General features: G+C 43.7%; 17 protein-coding genes. 13 read left to right on the top strand and 4 right to left on the bottom strand.

The window, feature by feature from the left end; translation table 11 throughout:
- The first annotated feature begins 5 nt into the window (after positions 1–5).
- The 6 genes from B0E43_RS30175 to B0E43_RS30150 all read left to right on the top strand — a co-directional run bounded on the left by B0E43_RS30175 (position 6) and on the right by B0E43_RS30150 (position 5,567).
- On the top strand, positions 6–1,043 hold the full coding sequence (locus B0E43_RS30175) for a GntR family transcriptional regulator (RefSeq protein WP_077349330.1): 1,038 nt from the start codon (positions 6–8) through the stop codon (positions 1,041–1,043).
- Between the two features lie 243 nt (positions 1,044–1,286).
- On the top strand, positions 1,287–2,615 hold the full coding sequence (locus tag B0E43_RS30170) for an FGGY-family carbohydrate kinase (protein WP_077349328.1): 1,329 nt from the start codon (positions 1,287–1,289) through the stop codon (positions 2,613–2,615).
- 16 nt (positions 2,616–2,631) lie between these two features.
- Positions 2,632–3,390 (top strand): (Fe-S)-binding protein, encoded by a 759-nt coding sequence (locus B0E43_RS30165; protein WP_077349326.1) that lies wholly within the window; start codon positions 2,632–2,634, stop codon positions 3,388–3,390.
- Positions 3,387–4,745, top strand: coding sequence for a lactate utilization protein B (locus B0E43_RS30160; protein WP_077349324.1), 1,359 nt, complete (start codon positions 3,387–3,389; stop codon positions 4,743–4,745). The genes B0E43_RS30165 and B0E43_RS30160 overlap by 4 nt, the downstream gene beginning before the upstream one ends.
- The gene (locus tag B0E43_RS30155; protein ID WP_077349322.1) at positions 4,742–5,302 is read left to right on the top strand and encodes an LUD domain-containing protein; all 561 of its coding nucleotides are present in this window, start codon (positions 4,742–4,744) and stop codon (positions 5,300–5,302) included. The genes B0E43_RS30160 and B0E43_RS30155 overlap by 4 nt, the downstream gene beginning before the upstream one ends.
- Positions 5,303–5,348: 46 nt before the next feature.
- Complete coding sequence (locus B0E43_RS30150; protein WP_077349320.1) at positions 5,349–5,567, top strand: hypothetical protein; 219 nt, start codon at positions 5,349–5,351, stop codon at positions 5,565–5,567.
- Between the two features lie 305 nt (positions 5,568–5,872).
- Here the strand turns inward: B0E43_RS30150 and B0E43_RS30145 are convergent, their stop codons facing one another.
- From B0E43_RS30145 to B0E43_RS30135, 3 genes are all read right to left on the bottom strand, one after another.
- Positions 5,873–6,253: a VOC family protein gene (locus B0E43_RS30145; protein WP_077349316.1), complete on the bottom strand. Its 381-nt coding sequence runs from the start codon at positions 6,251–6,253 to the stop codon at positions 5,873–5,875.
- A 200-nt stretch (positions 6,254–6,453) separates the two neighbouring features.
- A complete protein-coding gene (locus B0E43_RS30140; RefSeq protein WP_217349157.1) occupies positions 6,454–6,732 on the bottom strand; it encodes a four helix bundle protein in 279 nt (92 codons plus the stop codon).
- A 383-nt stretch (positions 6,733–7,115) separates the two neighbouring features.
- Positions 7,116–8,105, bottom strand: coding sequence for a 6-bladed beta-propeller (locus B0E43_RS30135; RefSeq protein WP_254423405.1), 990 nt, complete (start codon positions 8,103–8,105; stop codon positions 7,116–7,118).
- 153 nt (positions 8,106–8,258) lie between these two features.
- Here B0E43_RS30135 and B0E43_RS30130 point away from each other — a divergent pair, with 153 nt between their 5' ends.
- The 7 genes from B0E43_RS30130 to B0E43_RS30100 all read left to right on the top strand — a co-directional run bounded on the left by B0E43_RS30130 (position 8,259) and on the right by B0E43_RS30100 (position 15,185).
- A complete protein-coding gene (locus tag B0E43_RS30130; RefSeq protein ID WP_077349384.1) occupies positions 8,259–9,086 on the top strand; it encodes a sugar phosphate isomerase/epimerase in 828 nt (275 codons plus the stop codon).
- A gap of 270 nt (positions 9,087–9,356) precedes the next feature.
- A complete protein-coding gene (locus B0E43_RS30125; protein WP_217349156.1) occupies positions 9,357–10,064 on the top strand; it encodes a DUF47 domain-containing protein in 708 nt (235 codons plus the stop codon).
- A 34-nt stretch (positions 10,065–10,098) separates the two neighbouring features.
- A complete protein-coding gene (locus B0E43_RS30120) occupies positions 10,099–11,529 on the top strand; it encodes an inorganic phosphate transporter (protein WP_077349312.1) in 1,431 nt (476 codons plus the stop codon).
- 173 nt (positions 11,530–11,702) lie between these two features.
- Entirely contained in the window at positions 11,703–12,299 is a 597-nt protein-coding gene (locus B0E43_RS30115; RefSeq protein ID WP_077349310.1) for a DUF2911 domain-containing protein, read from the top strand.
- Between the two features lie 157 nt (positions 12,300–12,456).
- Complete coding sequence (locus B0E43_RS30110) at positions 12,457–13,269, top strand: sulfurtransferase (RefSeq protein WP_254423404.1); 813 nt, start codon at positions 12,457–12,459, stop codon at positions 13,267–13,269.
- Between the two features lie 108 nt (positions 13,270–13,377).
- Positions 13,378–14,481, top strand: a complete 1,104-nt coding sequence (locus B0E43_RS30105) for an acyltransferase family protein (protein ID WP_077349306.1) — start codon at positions 13,378–13,380, stop codon at positions 14,479–14,481.
- A gap of 71 nt (positions 14,482–14,552) precedes the next feature.
- Positions 14,553–15,185, top strand: a complete 633-nt coding sequence (locus B0E43_RS30100) for a hemolysin III family protein (protein ID WP_077349304.1) — start codon at positions 14,553–14,555, stop codon at positions 15,183–15,185.
- A gap of 51 nt (positions 15,186–15,236) precedes the next feature.
- Here the strand turns inward: B0E43_RS30100 and B0E43_RS30095 are convergent, their stop codons facing one another.
- A complete protein-coding gene (locus B0E43_RS30095; RefSeq protein ID WP_371454683.1) occupies positions 15,237–16,400 on the bottom strand; it encodes a Gfo/Idh/MocA family protein in 1,164 nt (387 codons plus the stop codon).
- Positions 16,401–16,441: the final 41 nt, after the last annotated feature.

The raw sequence follows: 16,441 nt of genomic DNA, 5'->3' as shown, positions 1-16,441 counted from the left end.
AACCTATGCTTCTTGACAAATCCGAAAAAATCGCCGTGGAATCGCGCACGCCGAAGTACCTCCAGGTGGTCAATTTGATCCTAGAGGACATTGAGAAGGGAAAACTCAAAATCGGAGACCGAATTCCCTCCATTAATGAAACCAGTTTTGATTTTTTGCTTTCCCGGGATACTGTGGAAAAAGCCTACAATGAGCTTCGGGATCGAGGGATTATTTCCTCAGTCCGTGGCAAAGGCTTTTACATTTCCTCTACCAACATGGGACATAAATCAAAAGTGCTTTTGCTTTTCAACAAACTGAGTTCCTACAAGAAGATCATCTACTATTCGATCATCGAAACGCTCGGTTCTCAAGCTTCTGTGGATCTTCAGATTCATCATTACAACAGAAATCTTCTGGAAGACCTGCTGGAAACCAACCTCGGCAACTACAATTATTATGTTCTTGCCCCGCATTTCTTCGACAATGCAGGTCATCCCGAAACGGCCTACGATCTGATCAAAAGGATTCCAAAGGACAAACTCCTGATCATTGACCGTGCTGTGAAAGATCATGAAAACGAGTTTCCCGGGGTATATCAGGACTTTTCAAAGGACATCTTTGAGGTATTGGAATCCGGGATTTCCCATTTACGGAAATACAGACGATTGATCTTGGTATTTCCAAAAGGTGACTTGTACCCACTGGAAATAATGGACGGATTTAAGCGATTCTGCTTTTTCCATGATTTCAAAAATCTGATTGTGGATGGTGTGGATGACGATGAACCACTGGATGAAGGAGATTGCCATATCGTATTGGCAGAATCTGACCTGGTCAACATTGTCAAAAAATCCCGGGAGCAATTGTTGAAACTGGGCCGCGACATCGGAGTAATTTCATACAATGACACCCCGCTGAAAGAAATTCTGGCTGAAGGAATCACGACTATTTCTACAGATTTTCAAAGCATGGGAAAAACAATTGCTGAGCAAATTTTGGGGGTTGAGGATCGAATTCCGATCAAAAACCCATTCCGAATGACACTTCGAAAATCTTTGTGATAGGATTGGAAGATTGAAAAATTGGAAAATTGAAAGATTTGGTTGTCTGACTGACCGGAGTCGAAGTCTTTAGCGTTCGATATTCATCATTCGACATTCGGTATTGAAAAATTGGAAAATTGAAAAATTAGGTAGTAAGGTTGAAAAGTTCAGTTATACTGGGACTTGATGTTCGATATTGGAAAATTAGCTCAACGATTACTAAGGCCTCATAAATCGTACTTCGTAAATCTTAAATCATAAATGCCTAGAATCCCGGTTACCGCCGTCTTTGACATTGGGAAAACGAATAAAAAATTCTTCCTTTTTGATGAAAACCTGAAGGAAGTTCACAATACCTACACTCGCCTGGACGCCATCCCCGATGAGGATGGCTTTCCAAGCGAACCCATTCTCCCACTCCGGGATTGGATGCTGGAGACTTTTCGGCAAGCCTTGAATTCTACAGAATTCGAAATCAAAAAACTGAATTTTTCCGGTCATGGAGCTTCCTTTGTCCATACAGATGAAAATGGGGAACCTGCTACCCCGCTTTACGATTATCTGAAACCATTTCCGAAAGATTTGCTGGATCGTTTTTATTCGGAAAATGGAGGGAAAATGGCTTTTTGCCAGAAGACTTCCTCACCACCTCTGGCCATGCTCAACTCTGGGCTTCAGATTTATTTTCTGAAATATGCAAAGCCGGAATTCTTCAAAAACGTCCGTCATTGCCTCCACCTTCCTCAATTTTTGAGTCTGATTTTCACGGGAGAAATGGTCTCGGATTACACCAGCATCGGTTGCCATACCGGATTATGGGATTTTGAGAAGATGGATTACCATGATTGGGTAAAAAGAGAAGGAATTGAGCCACTTTTGCCACCTATTCTTCCTGGCAACTCTCTACTTAAAACAAAGCCAGAACTCGGGGGAATCCCCTGCGGAATAGGAGTGCATGATTCTTCGGGAGCACTATTGCCTTACCTGAAGCAGGAAAAAGAACCTTTTGCGCTTCTTTCCACCGGAACTTGGGCCATCAGCATCAACCCATTCAACAAAACTCCCCTTTCCGAATCCGAATTGACCAAAGACTGTCTTCAGTTTCTTAGCATTTCGGGGCAGCCAATTAAAATCTCCCGCCTTTTTATCGGCGAGGAGCACAAATATCAGGTTGATGAAATGTATGCTTTTTGGGAACTTCCTTTGGGAACCTACAAAAAGTTGAAATTCGAAGAGTCCTGGTTCCAAAAGGTAAGGCAGCATCCCAAAAAACGAATCGGTTTTCAATATCTGAAACCGGCAGATTACGGTTTGGAAAAAGCTGATACCACGGATTGGAGTAGTTTTTCTGAATTTACTGAGGCCTACTACACGTTTCTTCACGAACTGACAGATATCCAAGTCGCTTCACTTCGGCTTGTCTTGGACGGCGCACCTGTCAATCGTCTTTTTGTCGACGGTGGCTTCAATGCCAATTTCATTTTCCTGGAAATGCTTCGCAAAAAACTGCCAGGAATGGAAATTATCCCAAGTGACTTTCCAAATGGATCAGCATTAGGCGCAGCCATGCTGGTGAATATGGACTCCTGAGTATAACTTACCCTTGATGAAATCCGATTCCCCTCATATTGCATTGTTCATCCCCTGTTACGTGGATCAATTCTATCCCAAAGTGGGAATTGCCTCGCTTGAATTGCTTGAAAAACTGGGCTGCAAAGTAACTTTTCCTTCGGGCCAAACCTGCTGCGGTCAGCCTTTGGCAAATGCCGGATACGAAAGAGACACCATCGGAACCACCCGACATTTTATAGAGCTTTTCAAACCCTTCGATTATGTGGTGGCACCTTCAGGAAGTTGTGTATTGCATATCAAGGAACATTCACCACAAATCCCTGGTCTGGAAAATGAGCAGGCCGAGTTGCATCACAAGGTCTACGAGCTGACAGAGTTCATCACTGATGTATTGAAAGTTGAAAAATTAGAAGGAAAATTCCCTCATCGGGTGGGCTTCCATGCTTCCTGCCACGGACAGCGAGGATTGCGATTGGCCTCAAGCTCAGAACTCAATCAAACGCCATTCAACAAAGCCCGAAAACTTTTGGAGAATTTGGAAGGTTTGGAATGGGTGGAGTTGAGCAGAACAGACGAATGCTGTGGATTTGGGGGAACTTTTGCCGTAACTGAAGAAGCACTTTCCGTGCGAATGGGAAAAGACCGACTCGAAGATCACCTCAGCCACAAAACAGAAATCCTAACCGGCGGAGACATGTCCTGCATCATGCATTTGCAGGGAATTGCGACGCGAAATAATCAAACTTTGAAGTTTCTCCACATTGCAGAAATCTTAAACGAGGCGATCTCATGAGCCATCCGGAGAATGCAACCGAATTTCTGAAAGATCAGGCCAAAGCCAAATGGCACGATGAGACATTATGGTTTGTCCGGGACAAGCGCGACCGCATCAGCAAAACCATTCCCGAATGGGAACAATTGCGTGAAATAGCCTCCCAGATCAAAGATAATGTCTTGGCAAACTTGGGTTCCTATCTGGAAGATTTTGAGAGAAATGCACAAAAAAATGGAATTAAAGTCCATTGGGCGGCAAATGGAGAAGAGCACAATCAGCTTGTTTTGGACATTCTCCAAAAACAAAACTGCACCGCAATTGTCAAGAGCAAATCCATCCTGACTGAGGAGTGCCATCTGAATCCATTTCTGGAAAAGCATGGCGTGGAAGTCGTGGACACGGATTTGGGAGAGCGGATCGTACAGTTTCTCAATCAGCCACCAAGCCATATTGTGCTTCCGGCAATTCATTTGAAAAAGGGGGAAATCTCGGATCTTTTCCATGAAAAACTTCATACCGAAAAAGGCAACGAAGATCCTTCCTATTTAACGAATGCAGCCCGCATTCACCTCCGTGAAAAATTCCTCAAAGCTAAAGTCGCCATTACCGGAGTCAACTTTGGAATCGCTGAGACCGGAGAATTTGTAGTCTGCACCAACGAAGGCAATGCAGATATGGGTGTTCACCTTGCCGATGTCCACATCGCCTGCATGGGAATTGAGAAAATCCTACCCCGAAGAAAAGATCTGGGTGTTTTCCTCCGCCTTCTCGCTCGATCCGCCACAGGTCAGCCTGTGACTAATTACAACTCGCATTTCCGAAGCCCTTCTCCGGGGAAAGAAATGCATATCATCTTGGTGGACAATGGCAGAACAGCTCAACTAGCTCGGGAAAAATTCAAAAATTCACTCAAATGCATCCGTTGTGGAGCCTGTATGAATACCTGTCCGATCTATAGAAGAAGTGGAGGATTCAGCTACGGAAGTACTGTTCCCGGACCGATTGGATCCATCCTTTCGCCGGGATTGGATATGAAAAAGCACAGCACGCTTCCCTTCGCCTCTACCCTTTGCGGGAGCTGCTCGGATGTCTGTCCTGTGAAAATCAACATCCACGAGCAACTCTACGAATGGAGACAGGAGATCACCAAAACCCACGGGGAATTTGGAAAAGGCCTTTCCATGAAATTGGCCAACGGGATTTTCAAGAGTCCTTTGGCTTATAAAATCTCTGGAAATCTGATGCGTTCTGCACTCAAAGCCCTTCCTGACAGCCTAATTTACCATCCTCTCAATACCTGGGGTAAAAACAGAAATCTTCCGGAAACTCCAAAGGAATCCTTCCAGCAGTGGTATCAAAAAAACCGATCATGAGCAGCAGGGAAAACATATTATCCGCTATCCGTGGGGTTTCAATTGCGCCAAAATCGCTCCCTGAAATTCCGGATTTTCGACTTTCCGGAGAACTGGTGGAAACCTTTACCCAATCCATTCTGGGAAATAAGGGTGAGGTTCTTACCAAGGTCGAATTTGATAACTGGTTGCCAAATGCGAAATTTTCGAAAATCATTTCTCTTTCTTCTCATTTCCAGAATGAATCGACCATTTCCCTACCAGAAGATCCGCATGAACTAGAGGATTTGGGATTGGCGATTTTGGATGGACAATTTGGAGTTGCCGAAAACGGAGCCATTTGGCTGGAAGACTCCAATCTTGGACTTCGTGCATTACCATTTATTACGGAGCATTTGGTGATCGTTTTGAATAGAAAAAATCTGGTCGAAACGATGCATCAGGGATACAATCTGATCGGAAATGCGGAATCTGGTTTCGGCCTTTTTATTGCCGGTCCTTCCAAAACAGCGGATATTGAACAATCACTGGTGATTGGAGCGCACGGTGCCAAAAGCCTGAGAGTGGTTTTGGTTTGAGATTTTTTTACTCGATTTTGGTTAACTTGAAGTAAATTCAAAAAAAATGAAAGCGATCACTGTACAAATCCCCGAAGAAAAACTTGAATTCTTTATCGAATTGATGGGAGATCTGGGCTTTGAATATGATCTAAACTCCGAAATTCCTGTTGAACATCAACAAATGGTTTTGGAAAGAATGAAATATTCGAATCCGAAGAACAATGTTTCAAAGGATACATTTTTTGATATTTTAAATGAAAAGCTCAAGCACAAAACTATTTAATGTAGTTATAAGTGAAGAGGCAGCAATTGATATCGAAGACGCTGTCTATTTTTTTGAAAATAAAGTGATTGGACTAGGTCTTCGGTTTTCAGTCGAACTAAAATCTCACTTGGATACTTTAGAACTAAATCCATTCTTTCAAGTTCGGTACAAAAACGTCCGTTGCTTACCTATGAAAAACTTCCCTTTTTTAATTCATTTCACTATCAACGAGAAAGAAAACGAAGTCAATGTGAGGGCTGTGTTCCATACTAGTTTAAATCCGAAAATTTGGAGTCGGAGATAGAAAGGCTGAAGGATCCTTTTTATGCTTGCGAATGAATCGCAACCCTGTTGCCTTCGGAATCCAAAAACACACCCATATAGCCAATATCTGGAGCGATGAGCCTTTTTGGGATTTGAACCGCACCTCCTGCTTCAGCAACTCTTCCGAGCTCGACTTCGCAGTCTTCCGAGGAAAAATAGATCAGAGCGCCAGCGTGTCCACTAGTTTCATAGAATTCTTTGTGATAAACGAGGCTTCCTCCTGCGCCTTTTCCGTCATCACCCCAGGGAAACCAAGCCATTTGAAAATCTCCCATCACCTGCTTATTTAGCTTGCAGTCAAAAACTTTTTCATAAAAAGTGATGGCCCGATCCATATCATTGACCGGAATTTCAAACCATCCTACGGTTACTTTTTTCATGATTAAAGGGGGGGGGTTAGGTTTATTTTTTGAATTTCAACATTCGGACTTTAGTGTTCGATATTCTCTATTAAAATATTCAGATTAAATCAGTTTATCTCCTAGGTTCCGTTTAGCAGTCAAAATGATTTTTCCGAAAATGGCACATAGTTCTTCTGATTCATTTAAAAGAAAAGCTCTTAATTCCGAGTCTCCCAAATCTAAATTTTCAAAATTTTCAAGGTGGACCGGGATTCCTTAAGTTCTTTCAAAACAATTCCATTTTTATGAATAAAGTCCTTTTTACTTTCTGCACCTTGAGCTTCACCATAATTTAAACAAGCTCCTGAAGAAGATCTGATTAATTGTCCACTCATGTGTTTTTCCGCAAAGGTATTCCCCAGTGAGTTACAAAATCGGATACATTCCCCTGCAAATCGAACAAGTCTTTCTTCCAGGTCATATCTCTTTTCAATAAATACCGCAGGTTGAAAGATCAATTTTCACGTTCTCATTTGGGTAAGACGTCTGGAGCCGTACTTGAGAATTGTTAATCGACCATTGGACATTGATTACTTTTAATGACCAATTTTCAAATTCAATGATCAACTTTCAAGAAACTCCACTACCAAAGCCGCACTTGATAATTGCAGTTTGATCATTGTCCTTTTGATCATTTTTTAAATGTTGAATTTTCAAATTCAATGATCAATTTTCAAGAAAACCCACAATCAGAACCGCACTTGAGAATTGTTAATCCACCATTGTACATTGAATATTTTTAATGACCAATTTTCAAATTCAATGATCAATTTTCAAGGTACTTTACTTCCGAAGCCGAACTTGGGAATTGTAAATTGGTCATTGTCCATTGATCATTTTTTCAAACTCGTGTCAGCTTAATCGGATAGGTCTTGCCGGCATTCCACTGGCAGACGTAGATATTTTCATCCTGATCGATGCAGACATCGTGGCAATGTTTGAAAACAGCTTCCTTCTGCACCATCAACTGGAGTTCGCCATTACGATATTCAGGAGCTGTACCACCCGGATTGGACACCACTTTGTTGTCTTTGTTCAGAATCGTCACAAATCCGGAATTATCCGTCTGTTCCAAATATCGCAGCCTTGACCAACAAACGCCGGCAAATAAATTCTCGCCATGGATCACCGGTCTGCAAACAAAGGCTCCCGGAAGAAAAATGGTCTCGATATAATTCCCATCCATCGTGAATCGCTTGAAGGAATTATGTCCCCTCGAAGTACAAAGTAAGGTTGGTGCTTTTCCACCACGCTGGTCTACTGCAATCCCATGGGCTGTGCTAAACTCTGCGTCCTGGTTTCCTTTCCCACCAAATTTCCGGATGAAATTTCCGTTTTTGTCATATTGAAGGAAAAACTGAGAGCCGTACCCATCCGCAATGTATAAGTCGCCGTTTGGAGCGACGGCAGTTTCGGTAGGGACCCAAGGCATTTTTTCCGTATAAATCCCAGTAGTCAATGGGGAAGGAATTTCTGCAACTGTTTTGCCGTCCAAAGAGGTTTTGACCACTTTTCCTCCGTTATCCACTACCCACAGGTATTCTGCATCCCCTTCATCCACCAGAGAAAGTCCGTGAGCACGATTCAACCCCAAAGTCCAGGTTTCCAACAATTTACCAGATTGATCGTAAATGATGACATTGTTTTTAGCCTCATCTGTAAGCATGATCATCCGGCCTTTACGGTCCATGACCATTTCGTGGCAGTTGACAACAGGAACTTTGGCGGGATCAAGATTGCCCCAACTCGGGTCAATTTTATACTTGAAATCTCCGTGTCCAAGAACGGTATCTTGGGCGGCTAAAAGGGATAGGTTGGGTTTCAGGCTCATGGCTAATCCTAAAAAGGAAGCGTTTTGGATAAATTTTCTTCTTGAATTCATGTGAATGTGCTGTGGGGTCAATTTAGGGAAAATGCCCCTAACTTCTTTCCTGAAACTGCAAAAATCCCTAGCTTACATCAACTCCAAAATACCCAATTGACTATGAAACTCAAATCCCTGTTTTTAGCACTTCTCCTGACGGCTCCACTGTGTCTGAGCGCCCAGGAAATTGCCCTGCAACTCTACTCCCTTCGTAATGAAATGAAGGTAGATCCTGTCAAATACCACCAGATGGTTGCCGAATGGGGCATCTCGGCATTGGAGGGAGGTGGAGGTTATGGAATGTCTGAGGCGGAATATGCAAAACTCCTCAAGGACAACAAGCTTCGCATCGTTGGCGTGGGCGCTGACTATAACAAGCTGAAATCCGATCCTGCTGGAATCATCGCCGATGCCAAAAAGTACGGTGCCAAATACGCCACCTGCTACTGGATCCCTCACACTGAAGGCCCCATCTCTTTGGATGACGTAAAAGCCGCTACGGAGCTCTTCAATAAAACCGGCGCAATGCTGGCAAAAGAGGGAATCACGCTGACCTATCATCCACATGGCTATGAATTTGCGAATTCCGCTTCGGGAACTCCCATGGATTACATGCTGGAGAACGCCAAGGATTTCAAATTCAACATGGATGTCTTCTGGGTACAGATGGGCGGAGGAGATCCTTTGGCCCTGATGAAGAAATATCCCGGTAAGTTCCCTCAGCTTCATCTCAAGGACCGGAAAAAAGGCACACCCGGATCGGCCGATGGACATGGTGACGTCGAAACGAATGTGATCCTGGGAACCGGTGATATCGACATTGCCGGATTGATCCAGGAGGCTAAAAAGCAAGGAACAAAATACCTGGTCATCGAGGACGAAAGCAGCCGGTCCGTTGAGCAGATTCCGCAAAGCGTGGCCTTTATCAAAAGTCAGTTGAAAAAGTAGCAAAATTGAAAGCCCGGTGAAATCACCGGGCTTTTTACATGTCGCATCAAAATACCATTCCAAATTCATTTTTAATCTGCAAAAAATGGGGATTTGTCAACTTTCGGTTAGATTTCAAAATGATGATCAGAATTTTTTGCATTAACTTTATCCACTGAGATTGAGGCATTTCCGAATTCAGACTAAACCCAAATTATTCAAAAAAAGGACTAATTATTCTCTTAGTGTTATCTAATTGTTAATTCATTTTTAAGTGAAGAGGTGCTAAAAATGAAGTACTTACCTTTGCTGCCGCTTAAGCACAATCACCAACCTAAAATTTATCATCCCATGGGATTGAATTCCTTTGTAAAACTCTTCACCCCAAAAGACAGAGTTTTCTACAGTTTGTTTGAAGAAGTAGCTGATAATCTATATGATATGAGCAAGATTTTTCGGGATGCTATCAACGAAGCAGATGAACAAAAGCGAGTTCAACTATTGAGCAGCCTTGAGGCATTCGAACATAAAAACGACGAGGCAACCCATCGGTTATTTTTAGAACTTGGCCAAAACTTCATCACTCCTTTCGATCGCGAAGACATCCACTATTTGGCAACCACACTGGATGACGTCGCGGATTACATCTGGGCCTCTTCGAAGAGTATTCTCAACTACAACATCGCTGAGATCAATGACACCATGCGGGAGTTTTCGGAGGTGATTGTGAGCTCAACTGGCTCTTTGAGGGTAGCCTTGAAAGGTTTGAGAAATATGAAAGACCTCAAATCCATTACTGATGCTTGTGTCAAAGTGAATTATTTTGAAAATCAAGCGGATGAGCTATTGGACAGAGCCCTAAAACACTTGTTTCTCCATGAGACCAATGCAATCGAACTGATCAAACTGAAAGAGCTCTACCAAGATTTGGAAATCGTGACTGACAAATGCGAGGATTCCGCCAATGTGATCGAGTCGATCATTGTCAAGTATTCCTGATCCTGTTCTATCTCTAAAAGTCATCCGATAACTCATGACGACATTACTGATAGTCATCATTGCACTGGCACTTATATTCGATTACATCAACGGCTTCCATGACGCAGCAAATTCCATTGCAACGGTAGTCTCCACTAAAGTCCTTTCTCCATTTCAGGCCGTGGTGTGGGCGGCATTTTTCAACTTTGTGGCATTTTTTATTTTCAAAGATCATGGTGTTGCCAATACCATAGCCAAAACAGTTCACGAGGCTGATATTACTCTGGAAGTAATTTTGGCGGGTTTGATTGCAGCCATTGCCTGGAACTTGCTTACCTGGTGGTTTGGCATCCCTTCCAGTTCTTCCCATACGCTCATTGGAGGATTTGCAGGTGCAGCGATTGCACATGCCGGTTTTGGGGCGATAGAAGTAGGTACAATAGCAAAAATTGCAAGCTTTATTGTACTTGCCCCTTTGCTAGGGATGCTTATGGCCTTTATTATTTCGCTTTGGTTTCTCAATTCCTTCAGGAAAAATATCTATCCCAAACTCTTTTCACTGGTCGTCATTTTTGCCACAGTGTTTTTTATCCATTCCTCTTTTGAAACCAAAATGACCAAAATCATGGGTTTCAATAAAATCGAGGAAACTGACAAGGGTCTCACTATCCAGGAAATCCCAAACAAAACTCCTGCTATGGCTATGGGCCTGGTCAAAGGAGATGTTTTGATTGCCATTGATGGAGAAAACTTGCCAAGCACTTCTGAATTGGATCAAATCCTAGCCACTTACCGGCATGGCGATCCGATCACTTTTTCCATAATCCGTAAAGATCAACCTCAGGAAGTTCAGACCACTTTCCTTCCAAGATATGAATCCCAAACGCTTAACTACATCGGCTTTGGAGAAAATGTAAAATGGCTGATTATCGGTTTTATCATTATATCCATTTCGCTGTTTTCCCTGTTTTTGAGCGGGATGAATTACACCCAAAGCGAAGTTTGGTTTAAGAGGATGCAATTGGTTTCATCTGCTGCATTCAGTATTGGTCATGGAGGAAATGATTCCCAAAAAGTAATGGGAATTATCACCGTTGCCCTGATTGCCGGAAATCAAATTTCCAGCTTTGATGAAATGCCAAATTGGGTCCCTTTAGCCTGCTACTCGTTCATTGCATTGGGTACGATGAGCGGAGGTTGGAAGATCATCAAAACAATGGGAACCCGAATCACCAAAGTGACTCCATTTGAAGGAGTGGCGGCCGAAACAGCTGGGGCACTCACCCTTTTCCTGACTGAAATGCTCAAAATCCCCGTTTCAACCACACATACAATCACCGGTTCTATCATTGGTGTGGGTGCTACCAAAAGATTGTCGGCAGTCCGATGGGGCGTCACTATAAACCTGCTTTGGGCTTGGATACTGACCATTCCTGTCAGTGCGCTTATTGCAGGTTTGATCTATCTGGTCATTTCTGCATTTTAAGACTTTGCCTGGTTCATAAAACTAAAGCCACCAATTGGTGGCTTTTTGATTGTTTCCCTATCCCAAAATATCACTTCTTGAAAGTTTGAAAAACAGGCTGGAAAAATTAGTCCATAAACCATCCCTCCCAAATTTTTGTTAGCTTTCCGTACAAAACCCAAATTCATACACACATGAAAAACACCAAACTCTTTTTTCTTGCATTTGCCCTGTTTATTACTTCCTCTTTTGCAGCATTTGCCCAGCTACAAGCGCCCTCGCCCAGCCCGGCATCTTTTGTGTCCCAAAACGTAGGCTTCACTAAGATCAGCATCGATTACTCCGCACCTGGGGTAAAAGGACGCAAAATATTTGGGGAACTTCTGAAATACGGAGAGACCTGGAGAGCAGGAGCAAACGCCCAGACGATCATCGAATTCAGTACCGACGTCAGCGTGGGTGGGAAAGATCTTGAGGCAGGAAAGTACTCCATCTTCATCACCCCAGCCGCGTCCGGAGAATGGACCATTCACCTGAACAAAAAGGCAGAAAGCGTCTATGCATACATGAAAGGCGAAAAAATCGACGAACAGGCTTTGGCTGCTGACGATGCAGTTGCAGTAAAAGCCGCTCCGAAGATGGGTGAAAATACCGAAAGGCTGACCTACACCATCTCGGCCGGAAACAACAAAGTAGCGACAGTGACTATGGCCTGGGAAAAAGTTTCAGTTTCCTTCCAGGTTGACACTCAGGCTGATCAAAAGTTGGAGCAGCTTAAGTCTCAGTTTTAATTGCTCTAAACTCCAATTAACTGTCCCGTCCGGTTTCCCGGGCGGGATTTTTTTGCCCCAAACAAACCCGTAAATTAGGAAAAGCCTCTTTCCTACCTATAAGTTAACTGATAAGATGACCCAGCCTTCCTCACCCCTCATCCAACCAGCGGAGTTATTGAAAATTCTTTTCGATCCCAACCTGGTAATTGTAGATGCGCGCAATAGCTCCAACCCCAAAAACACCTATGAAAAAGGTCATTTGAAAGGGGCACGCTTTGTCGATCCAAATCTGGATTTGGCCGATATTAAAGCAAATTTGGCTGATGGAGGAAGACATCCTTTACCCAAACTGGAGGATTTCTGTAAAACCTTGGGAAGGTTAGGAATTAAACCTGAAAGTCGAGTGGTAGTCTATGATGATCAAAAGGGAGCCAATTCAGCTGCAAGATTTTGGTGGATGCTACGGGCTGTGGGCCACGACAAAGTCCAGGTTTTGGAAGGCGGTTTTCAGGCAGCTTTAGCCGCTGGGATTCCTGTCTCTACCCATTGGGAGGAACCAAAGCCTACTTCCCCATACCCTGCCGAGCGTTGGACTTTAGGAATCGCAACCATGGATGAGGTGGAAGAAGTGGCATGGGATAAAGACCACTTGATCATCGATGTAAGATCACCTGAGAGATATCGGGGTGAAACAGAACCCATTGACTTGATTGCAGGCCATATACCAGGGGCCGAAAATGTGCCTTTTACAGAAAACCTGGATGAAAATGGGAATTTCCTTTCTCCAGAAAAACTGCGGGATAAATATGAGGAACTTTTGGACGATCTTCCCAATGAACATATTATTGTTCATTGTGGCTCTGGGGTAACTGCCTGCCACACCCTTTTGGCCTTGGAACATGCAGGGCTGGGCATTCCCAAGCTATATGTCGGGTCCTGGAGTGAGTGGAGCAGAAATGACAAACCAATCGGGAAATCGGTCGGTTAATAGTCTCCTTTTGAAAAGGAAAACAGCAAAACAGGACAATCTTTCATCAAATTCTCCGACGTTTTTCGAATGCAATTTTTAACTTCGAAATCACCCAAAAAGCCCCCTATGAATTCCATCGCCCCGAATCCAACCAATCGGCTCGTATCTCTAGACGTGTACCGCGGACTCACTATGTTTCTGTTGGTTGCCGAAGCTTCCCTGGTTTACGATGCCTTGTTGGAAATCTTTCCTGAAGGGAATGTGCTGCATGGATTTTTTATCCAATTCACCCATCACGATTGGAACGGCTTGCGATTTTGGGATCTGATTCAGCCCTTTTTCATGTTCATCGTCGGAGTAGCAATGCCCTTTTCGCTCAATAAAAGATTGGCTATTTCAGAGGACAGGAGTAAAGTCACGCTTCATATCCTAAAGCGATGCCTTTTGCTTTTCCTTTTTGGGACGGGTTTGCATTGCATCTATTCAGGCAAACTGGTTTTTGAGCTTTGGAATGTACTGACCCAGCTTTCATTTACAGTTTTGGTGACTTTCTTCTTGCTGGACAAAGGTTGGAAAGTTCAGTTGGGTGTTTCCCTGGGACTTTTGGCGCTAACAGAAATCCTATATCGAGTCTATAATCCAGAGGTGCCTTTTGAGCATGGAACCAACTTCGGAAACTATACTGATCAAATCCTGATGGGGAAAATCAACAATGGCGGCTGGGTAGCGATCAACGCGATCCCTACAGCAGCGCATACCATTTGGGGAGCCATCTGCGGGAATCTACTGCTTTCGGCCAAACCTGCTTCGGATAAAATCAAGGCTATCGCATTGGCAGGTTTGATAGGTTTGATCCTAGGCTATGGCTTGGATCTGGCAGGAATCACCCCAATCATCAAGCGAATCAGCACCACAGCGTTTGTCTTTGCTTCCGGAGGTTGGGCACTTTTGGCCTTGGCATTTTTCTATTGGTTTGTCGATGTGAAAAACAACAAAGGCTGGGTTTTCCCCTTCTTGATTGTCGGAATGAATTCCATTTTCATCTACCTCTTTGCCGAAATTCTGAGCAGGTGGCTCAACAAAACCCTAGTGATTTTCACCGGAGGGTTTCTGGGCTGGATGGGTTTTGGAGAGCATGGATTGGCCTTGATTGCCGCAATTGCCACCTTGGGGGCAATGTGGGGATTGTGCTATTTTCTATATCGGAAAGGGATTTTCTTCAGAATTTAAACTAGGAAAGTCTTAACCTATCCAACGAACCAAATTCCAATCCTTCTTAGCTTCAAGAAGAAACTGAGTCTATGTCCAAGCGCCTACAAACCCCAAAAGAAGAACTTGCCAATGCAATTTCACATGGTATAGGATTGGTATTGGGCTTGATCGGGATTCCATTTTTGATTCAAAAAGCGGCAGAGACAGACCAGCTTTCTGCTTTGATAGGGGGGATTGCATTTAGCTTTGGAATAGTGATGGTTTACACTTTTTCAACACTTTACCATGCTTCTAAAAACCCAAGGTGGAAAGGCAAGCTTCAGATTTGGGATCATATTTCCATTTATTTCCTGATTGCAGGATCCTACACGCCGATGGTTTTGGCCGTACTAAAACAGGACAAAGCTATTCTCTTTTTGTTGATTCTATGGGCTTCGGTTCTCATAGGCAGCTTGTTCAAACTCTTCTTTACCGGACGTTTCAAAGTGCTTTCGGTCGTGATTTACCTGACTATGGGATGGCTGGCCGTATTTTTTTTTCAGGACATTTTGGAAAAAATTTCCTTCGAAACTTTAGCCTGGATTGGGGCTGGAGGATTGGCTTATACGGTGGGAGTTTACTTTTATATCAAAAGCGACAAGCCTTATTACCACACCATTTGGCATGTTTTTGTCCTTGTCGGCACGTTTGCTCATTTTGTGGCGGTGTACCAGTTGTTATAAAAAAGTCCAAGCCTTTCGACCTGGACCTTTTCAAACTTTAAACTCAAAATTTTAAACTTTCTCCACCCATTCCACTCCTGTGTCTTTCCAGGCTCTGGAATTGGCCGAATCGATGACCGCTTCACAGACTTTCTGGGTCTCAAACGCATCTCGGAAAGTCGGATGGCAAGGTTCTCCTGTCTGCAGACTAAGGAAGAAATCGGAAACTTGATGGATGAAGGAGTGCTCATAGCCGATGGAAGTACCAGGAATCCACCAGCGCTTCATATAAGGATGATCTCCATCCGTCACGTGGATGGATCTCCAGCCTCTCACTTGGCTTTGGTCACTATGATCAAAATATTCCAATCGGGTCAAATCATGCAAATCCCAACGGATCGAAGCATGTTCCCCATTGATTTCAAAGGTGTAAAGTGCCTTATGTCCGCGGGCATATCGGGTAGCTTCAAAGAGACCCAAGGAACCGTTGGAAAAATGGCAGTGGAAAATACAGGCATCGTCGATTCCTACCTTTTTCTTTTCTCCGGAACCCACATGAACCCGCTCTTTCACAAAAGTTTCAGTCACAGCAGAGACATCTGTAATACCGCCGTTTAACCACATTGCCGTATCGATACAATGTGCCAAAAGGTCACCTGTCACTCCGGAACCTGCCGCGTCCACATCCAATCTCCAAGTACCATCTCCACCCTGAGGAAGATCCGGATTGATGGTCCAGTCTTGGAGGAAGTTGGCTCGGTAATGGAAAATCTTTCCCAGCTTGCCGGAAGCAACAATGTTTTTGGCCAAGGTCACCGCTGGAATTCTGCGATAGTTGTACCATACGGTGTTTTTTACACCCGCAGCTTCAATTGCTTTCACCATTCCTTCGGCTTCAGCTACTGTTCTGGCAAGAGGCTTTTCGCAAAGGATCATTTTTCCAGCCTTGGCTGCAGCGATGGCGATTTCGGCATGGGAATCATTGGGAGTACAGATGTCCACCGCATCGATATCGTCGCGCTCGATAATTTTTTTCCAGTCGGTTTCAATGGACTTATAGCCCCACTGATCTGCGAAAGCCTGTGCACGCTCAGCCTTTCGGGAGCAGCAAGCCTGAAGTACAGGTTGATATTCATATTCCGGAAAAAAGTCGGCCAAACGCTTGTAACCATTGGTGTGGATCCGACCCATCAGACCGGTGCCGATAAGACCAATTCGGATAAGTTTTTTATTCATGATTGAAAGATTTTAAAATTGAAAGATTGGAAAATTGAGTT

Origin of the sequence: Algoriphagus sp. A40 (assembly GCF_002002735.1) — a bacterium.
GTDB lineage: Bacteria > Bacteroidota > Bacteroidia > Cytophagales > Cyclobacteriaceae > Algoriphagus.
This window is presented reverse-complemented; position numbering and strand designations above follow the sequence as displayed.